Origin of the sequence: Nonomuraea aridisoli, from assembly GCF_003236395.1 — a bacterium.
GTDB classification, from domain to species: domain Bacteria; phylum Actinomycetota; class Actinomycetes; order Streptosporangiales; family Streptosporangiaceae; genus Nonomuraea; species Nonomuraea aridisoli.
This window is the reverse complement of the sequence record NZ_POUD01000385.1, coordinates 1-6892: the sequence shown is the minus strand read 5'-3', so window position 1 is coordinate 6892 and position 6892 is coordinate 1. Positions and strand designations below refer to the sequence as shown.

Below are 6892 nucleotides of genomic sequence, written 5' to 3'. Positions count from 1 at the left end.
GGGGTGGGGCGGGAGGAGGTGGGAGCGCTCTTCGTTGAAGGTTTGCCCTTGGGCGTGGTCTGTGCCGCCGCCTGGCCGGGCGTTTCGGCGGAGGGCTGGTCGGTGGTCCCGTTCTGGGACGGGCCCGACGGTGGAGCCGCGGGCGCGCCGTCGCCGGACGGCTGGTCGGAGCCCGGGCCGGACGTCTTCACCCGGCCGGACGCGCCCGGCGCCTTCACTGGGCCGGACGTCTCCGGAGTCTTCACCGGGCCGGAGGTCCCCGGAGTGTTCACCGGGCCGGGCGTTTCCGGAGCTGGTGAGGGCCGGGAGATCTTGGCCGTCTCCTCCGCAGGCAGGACGATCTTGCGGAACGGAGTGGTGGGGGGATCATATCCAGAGCTCTGGTCGCCGACGTCCGCCATGACCTTGAGGTTACGTCACGATGGAGCGGGATAATTCCGCTATTCCCCGTGCAGAATCTAATTCTGTAAGGTCGGCGAACATGAGGGGTTTCTACGAGATCGCCGCCCACGACCCAGAACGCCCCGCCCTTCTCGGCGAGGAGCGCACGACCTACGGAGAGCTGCTCACCCGCGTCAACCAGGCGTCCAACGGCCTGACCTCGAGCGGGACAGGCCAGGGCGACTGCGTCGTGACCGTACTGAGGAACGGTCTCGACTTCCTCACGATGATGCTGGCGACGTACCAGATCGGCGCCTATCTCGTCCCGGTCAATTGGCACTACACCACCGAGGAGATCGACTACATCATCTCCGACTGCGGAGCCAAGGTGGTGATCTCACCGGACGCCCTCACGGTCGCCGAACTCGTCGCCGGCCGGCCGTCCACCCCGCCCGCCCACCGCCGCGCCGGCTCGATGATGCTCTACACCTCCGGCACCACGGGCCGCCCCAAGGGCGTGCGCCGCCGGTTGCTCGACCTGACGCCGGAGGAGCTCTACCCGATCCTCATGCGCAAGAGCTGGCGGCACTTCGGCCTGCCGGAGGGCGGCGTCCACCTGGTGTGCTCGCAGCTCTACCACTCGGCGCCGTACGGGCAGGCGATGATGGCGCTGCAGTTCGGGCACACGATCGTGGCGCCGGAGCGGTTCGAGGCGAGGCAGGCGCTGGAGCTGATCCAGCGGCATCGGGTGACGAACGCGTTCATGGTGCCGACGATGTTCCACCGGCTGCTGGCGGTGCCCGACCGGGAGTCGTACGACCTGTCGTCCCTCACCCACCTCTACCACGGGGCCGCGCCGTGCCCGCCGGCCACCAAGAAGGCGATGATCGACTGGCTGGGGCCGGTGCTCTGGGAGTACTACGGCTCCACCGAGGCCGCCGTGGCCACCATGGTCTCCTCGCAGGAGTGGCTGGCCAAGCCCGGCACGGTCGGCAGGGCGCTGGACGGCATGACGTTCACGATCGTGGACGAGGACGGCCGCGAGGTCGGCCCCGGCACGCCCGGTCTGGTCTACATCGGCGGCATCAACCGGTTCGAGTACCACGGCGATCCCGGCAAGACGGCCGCGTCCATGCGCGGTCGCGCCTACACGCCCGGCGACATCGGCCACCTCGACGAGGACGGCTACCTGTACCTGCTCGACCGGCGCACCGACCTGATCATCTCGGGCGGGGTGAACATCTACCCGGCCGAGATCGAGGCGGTGCTGCTGGAGCATCCCGCCGTGACGGACGTGGCGGTGATCGGCGTCCCCGACCCCGAGTGGGGGCAGAAGGTCGTCGCCCTCGTCCAGCCCGCCCCCGGCTTCACCGGCGGCGAGGAGCTCACCGCCGAGCTGCTGCGCCACTGCGCGCCCCGGCTGGCCCGGCTCAAGCACCCGCGGGTGATCGAGTACCGGGCGTCGCTGCCGCGTACGCCGACGGGCAAGCTCAGCAGGCGCGACGTCCGGGAGGCGTATCTGTCGGACTGAGCCGCCGGTCAGGCGCCGAAAACCGCCGTCCACCTGGATCGAGCCGCCGCTGACGTGGCGACCGCCGGGGCCGGCCAGATAGGCGACCATGCCGGCGATGCTGTACGGCTCCACGGTCGGCGCCCCGGCGCAGCGCGCCCTGGAAGAGGCGCCGACGGCCTACGAGGGCATCCGCGCGATGTTGCGGGCCAACATCGTCACGTTCACCGATCCGGAGCGGCCGCCCGGATGCATGGTCGTCCTCGCGGCGCCCGCCGGCAGCGCGCGCAACGAAGAGGTCGCCGCTTTCGTGACCGAGCGCCGGCAGGCCGTGCGCGAGCTCTTCAGGCAGCGGCTCCGCAGAGGCGTGGCGGCGGGCGACGTGCCGGCCGGCGCGGACCTCGACGCCCTCGCGGCCCTGTACGCCACGGTGCTCCACGGGCCGGCCGTTCAGGCCCGCGACGGCGCCGACCGCGAGGAGCTGCACGCGATCATCGAGTCGGCGATGCTCAGCGCCCCGGCGGCCGACCGGCAGATGTCAGGCCAGGGCGGCTGACCAGGCGATACGTCCGAAAAGAGTATCTTTCGTCCCGATTTGGGCAGAAATCTGGCCATGAGGGAGCTCGTCGCGGGACTGGCCGCCGCCGCCGTACTGCTGACCGGCTGCGGACCTCCCCCCACCGGCTCACCGACCGCGCCCACCTCACCGACCGGGACGGCCGCTCCGGCCTCTCCCCGTACGCCGTCCCCCGCCGCGACGGCGCCGGTGCAGTCGCTGGAAACGGCCTACGAGAGGGTCATCTCCCAGGTTTTGCCGTCCATCGTGCAGATCACCACGGGCGTCGGGCTCGGGTCAGGCGTCGTGTTCGACACGAAGGGGCACATCGTCACGAACGCCCACGTGGTCGGCGAGGCCAAGGAGATGACCGTCACCATCGCCACCGGCGGCTCGCCGCGCAAGGCGAGGCTGGTCAGGTCCTTCCCCGCCGGCGACCTGGCCGTCATCAAGGTGGACCGGCCGGACGGGCTGCGGCCCGCCACGTTCGGCGACTCCTCGAAGCTGCGGGTCGGGCAGATCGTGCTCGCCATGGGCAACCCCCTGGGCTTCTCCGGCAGCGTGACGAACGGCATCATCTCCGCCCTCGGCCGTACGGTCTCGGAGCCGCAGGACCCCGGCTCGCCGGGCGCCACCATCGCAGGAGCCATCCAGACCTCGGCCTCGATCAACCCCGGCAACAGCGGCGGCGCCCTCGTGGACCTGTCGGGCCACGTGATCGGCATCCCGACGCTGGCCGCCACGGACCCGACGTTCGGCGGGGGCGCGGCGCCGGGCATCGGGTTCGCGATCCCGAGCAACACCGCCACGGACATCGCCCGGCAGATCGTCACGCACGGACGGGTCACCAACAGCCACCGGGCCGCGCTGGGCATCCGCGGCAGCACGGTCATCGGCTCGGACGGCCGGCCCGCCGGGGTCGGCGTGGCCGTCGTCGAGCCGAACAGCGGCGCCGCCCGCGCCGGCATCCGGCCCGGGGACGTGATCGTCTCCGTCAACGGCAAGGACACCTCCACCATAGGCGTGCTCACGGAGACCATCACGACCTTCAAGCCGGGCGACCGCATCCGCGTGGGCGTACGCACCAACGGCGACACCGAGATCGTCACCGTCACCCTCGGCGAGCTCCAGGTCAACTGACGCGACCCGCAGCGGACCCCGGGCCGTCCGAGACCCGCGGCTCTGCCTCAGGCGGGTCAGGACTTCGCGGTGAAGGTGATCTCGACGCGGCGGTTCTTGGCGCGGTTCTTCTCCACCGGCTTGCCCTCGACCACGTTCGGCAGCTTCGGGCGGCTCTCGCCGTGGCCGCGCGCCTGCAGCGTGACGCCGGTGTCCGCCAGCAGCCCGCGCATGACCGTCCGCACGGCCTGTGCCCGCCGCTGCGACAGCGTGACGTTGTACGCGTCCGTCCCCTGGTCGTCGGTGTGCCCCTCGATCCTGACCACCCCGCCCGCGCCCTCGGCGGAGACCTTCTCGGCCACCTGCGCGAGCCGCTGCCGGGCCGAGGGGGTGAGCCGCCACTTGTCCACGGCGAACAGCACGTCGCTGGTCAGCGCCACCGTCACCTCCTGCCCCTGGGTCGTCTCGCTCTCGGTGCCGTCCAGCGACTCGACCTCGCCCACGATGTCCTCCACGGGCAGCACGAGGTCCTCGACGACGCCCGTGGTGCCGGCGGGAGGGTTCGGCGCGGGCGTCGGCGACAGGGCGAGGACGAGCGCGGCGCTAAGAGATCGGAACATCGGTGATCACGCCGATCATGGGCAGCTCGACGTTGACCTTCGTCACGTCCGCCGGCGGGGCCGCGAACACCGCGTACAACGAGGTCGTTCGGTCCTGCTCCAGGAACTGTCCCTGGGTGTGGGAGCAGACGCACTCGGCGTCCTGGCCGGTGCCGTTGCGGGCCACCCGGTAGCGCTTGGCGTTGACCGGGTCGATCAGCGAGACCGCCGAGACCGAGAAGTCGGTGGTGTACGAGCCCATGCCGTTGTGCATGTTGACCTTGCCGTCGAGGGCGGTGACGGTCCAGCTGAGCGTGGCCGTGCGGCCCTGGCGCTTGAGCCCGGTGATGTCGGCCCGCGCCGTGCCGTGGTTGCCGGCCGACGCGACCTTGGTCTCACGGCTGGCGATCACCTGGTCCTGCTGCGGCGGCGCGCTCTCGCCCGGGGTCTCCGCGGCCGTCTCCTCCACCTGCTCCAAGGTGGTGGCGGCCGTCTGCCGCTCCTCTCCGCCGCCGCCCTGCTGCCCGGGGAGCATGCCGCAGCCTGTCAGCGCGACGGCCGCGGCGGCCAGCGCGAACGTCTTTCGCATGTGAGTTCACCTTCGTCTTCGGGGGATGACGGCCACACTCTAGGGAGGCGACCTTCAGGATCCGCATAGTCGGCTATATCCGCTGACCACGCCGCCTGCGGGCCTCCGCCGCGAGCCGTTCCGCCTCGGCCTTTCCCAGGGGGTCACCGAGGCCGTCGTACTCTTCCACAGCGCGCATGAGGTGCTCAACCGCCCGTTCGACGTCATCTTGGTCGAGAGCGGCCCTGGCGAGCGCCAGCAGGGCCCGCGCCACGCCCCTGCGGTCGCCGTACGCGGTGAAGGTCTCCAGCGCCTGCCGCGCCGAGTCCGCGGCGGCGGCCGGAACGTCCTCGGCCGCGGCGATCCCGGCCCGGACGAGCAGCGCCGCCGCCTCCGGCAGCCGGTCGCCGAGGCGGCGGTTGAGCCGCAGCCGGTGTTCCACGCAGTCGCGGGCGGGCCCGTACCGGCGGGCGGCCAGATGCAGCCTGGCCAGGTCGAGCAGCGCCTCCGCCTCACCGCGCGGGTCGCCCAGCTCGCGGTAGACGGCCAGGCTCTCGTGGAGCGCCCCCTCGTCGCCGCGCAGGGCGCCGAGCGCCCGGAGCGCGTCCGCCCGGCCGCGCCGGTCGCCGCCCTCCTCGAACGCCCGCAGCGCCCGCAGGAACGCGTGCTCCGCCTGCGCCGGCCTGGACCCGGCGGTCGCGACCTGGACGAGGCCGAGCCGGAGCGTGATCCGGGCCTGCTCCAGCCCGTCCACCAGCGGCTGGGCGGCCCGCAGCGCCGCTGCCGCCGCGTCCGTGCGGCCCTCGGCGCGGTGCAGGTCGGCCAGGCCGCGCAGCAGCAGCGCCTCGCCGTGCCGGTGGCCGGCCGCCCTGGCCGCGTCGAGCCCGACGGCCGTGGTGGCGTGCCAGTCGTCGTGGTGCGCGCCCAGCTCGAACAGCGGCACCAGGTAGAACGCCAGCCGCCACGCGGCCTCGTACAGACCGGCGCCGAAGAAGTCGCCGACGCAGGCGACGAGGAAGCGGCGCTCGGCGCTCAGCCACCGGGCCTCGTGACGCAGCCATCCCGTCCGGAGTGCGGCGCCGTGGTCGGTCAGGCTGATCTCGGTACGGCCGGTGCCCGGTTCCGCCGGCAGCAGCGACGCCCTGGCCCGCCGGGTGCGCTCCAGGATCGTGCCCGCCGTCGCCGCCAGCACGCGGGCGGGGCCGCCGTCCTCCTCGGCCAGGCGTTCGGCGGCGTACAGCCGGGTCAGGCCGTGCCGGCCGTAGCGTTCCTGGCCCGCCTCGTCCAGGCCGCGCGACTGCAGCAGGCCGGCCTCCGCGAGCGGTTCCAGGTCGGCGTCGAACACCCAGGACGCGAAGTCGGGCGCCGACAGCGCTCCTAGCCCGCGCAGCAGCCGCCGCTGCGGGTCGGGCAGGCCGCGGTAGCCGAGCGCGAGGCTGCTCCGTACGGCCAGGTCGCCCGCGCTGAGCTCGTCGAGCCGGCGCCGCTCGTCGCCCAGGCGGTCCGCCAGGTACGCGAGCGTCCAGCCGGGTTTCCTGGCCAGGCGGGACCCGGCGATGCGCAGCGCGAGGGGCAGATGCCCGCAGAGCCGGACGATCCGCAGGGCCGCCTCCGGCTCGGCGCACACCCGCTCGTGCCCGGCGACGCCGCCGAGCATCGCCAGGGCCTCCTCCTCGTCGAGCACCCCCAGCTCGTACGCGCGCGCCGCCTCCAGCCCGGCCAGCGGCGACCGGCTCGTCACCAGGGTGAGACTGCCCGGCCCGGTGGGCAGCAGGGGGCGTACCTGGGCCTCGTCGGCGGCGTCGTCCAGCACGACGAGCAGCCGCCTGCGGGCGGTCATGGTGCGATAGAGCCGCACCCGCTCCTCCGTCGCCGGCGGCAACGCCCCGTCGGGGCAGCCGAGCGACCGCAACAGATCCTCCAGCACCGCGCCGGGCGGCCGCGCGCCGAGCGAGGCGTACAGCCGGCCGTGGGGGCGATCCATCCCGGTGGCGGCATGAACGGCGACGGCCGACTTACCGCAACCGGGCGGCCCGTGCAGAACCAGTTGCACAGGCGCTGAGGCGTCCTCGCCGGCCATCCGGGCGATCCACGCGAGCACCTCCCGCCGCCCGGCAAAGTCCGAAATATCCGGCGGCAACTCCTCCGCCACCCCACCC

6 protein-coding genes and 1 pseudogene are annotated in these 6892 nt (G+C 73.0%); 3 read left to right on the top strand and 4 right to left on the bottom strand.

Annotated elements, in window-relative coordinates; genetic code table 11:
- Positions 1-401: pseudogene (locus C1J01_RS49390) on the bottom strand (hypothetical protein); the annotation flags it as partial.
- An 80-nt stretch (positions 402-481) separates the two neighbouring features.
- Here C1J01_RS49390 and C1J01_RS44755 point away from each other — a divergent pair.
- From C1J01_RS44755 to C1J01_RS44740, 3 genes are all read left to right on the top strand, one after another.
- Positions 482-1912: an AMP-binding protein gene (locus tag C1J01_RS44755; RefSeq protein WP_111185093.1), complete on the top strand. Its 1431-nt coding sequence runs from the start codon at positions 482-484 to the stop codon at positions 1910-1912.
- An 88-nt stretch (positions 1913-2000) separates the two neighbouring features.
- The gene (locus C1J01_RS44745; RefSeq protein ID WP_111185092.1) at positions 2001-2447 is read left to right on the top strand and encodes a TetR family transcriptional regulator C-terminal domain-containing protein; all 447 of its coding nucleotides are present in this window, start codon (positions 2001-2003) and stop codon (positions 2445-2447) included.
- Between the two features lie 57 nt (positions 2448-2504).
- Positions 2505-3587, top strand: coding sequence for a S1C family serine protease (locus tag C1J01_RS44740; RefSeq protein WP_111185091.1), 1083 nt, complete (start codon positions 2505-2507; stop codon positions 3585-3587).
- A 56-nt stretch (positions 3588-3643) separates the two neighbouring features.
- Here C1J01_RS44740 and C1J01_RS44735 read toward each other — a convergent pair whose 3' ends face one another.
- The 3 genes from C1J01_RS44735 to C1J01_RS44725 all read right to left on the bottom strand — a co-directional run.
- Positions 3644-4186, bottom strand: coding sequence for an OmpA family protein (locus C1J01_RS44735; protein WP_111185090.1), 543 nt, complete (start codon positions 4184-4186; stop codon positions 3644-3646).
- Positions 4170-4754: a hypothetical protein gene (locus C1J01_RS44730; protein WP_111185089.1), complete on the bottom strand. Its 585-nt coding sequence runs from the start codon at positions 4752-4754 to the stop codon at positions 4170-4172. Before C1J01_RS44730 ends, C1J01_RS44735 begins: the two co-directional genes overlap by 17 nt.
- A 73-nt stretch (positions 4755-4827) precedes the next feature.
- On the bottom strand, positions 4828-6892 hold a 2065-nt coding region (locus tag C1J01_RS44725), incomplete at its 5' end, for an NB-ARC domain-containing protein (RefSeq protein ID WP_111185095.1).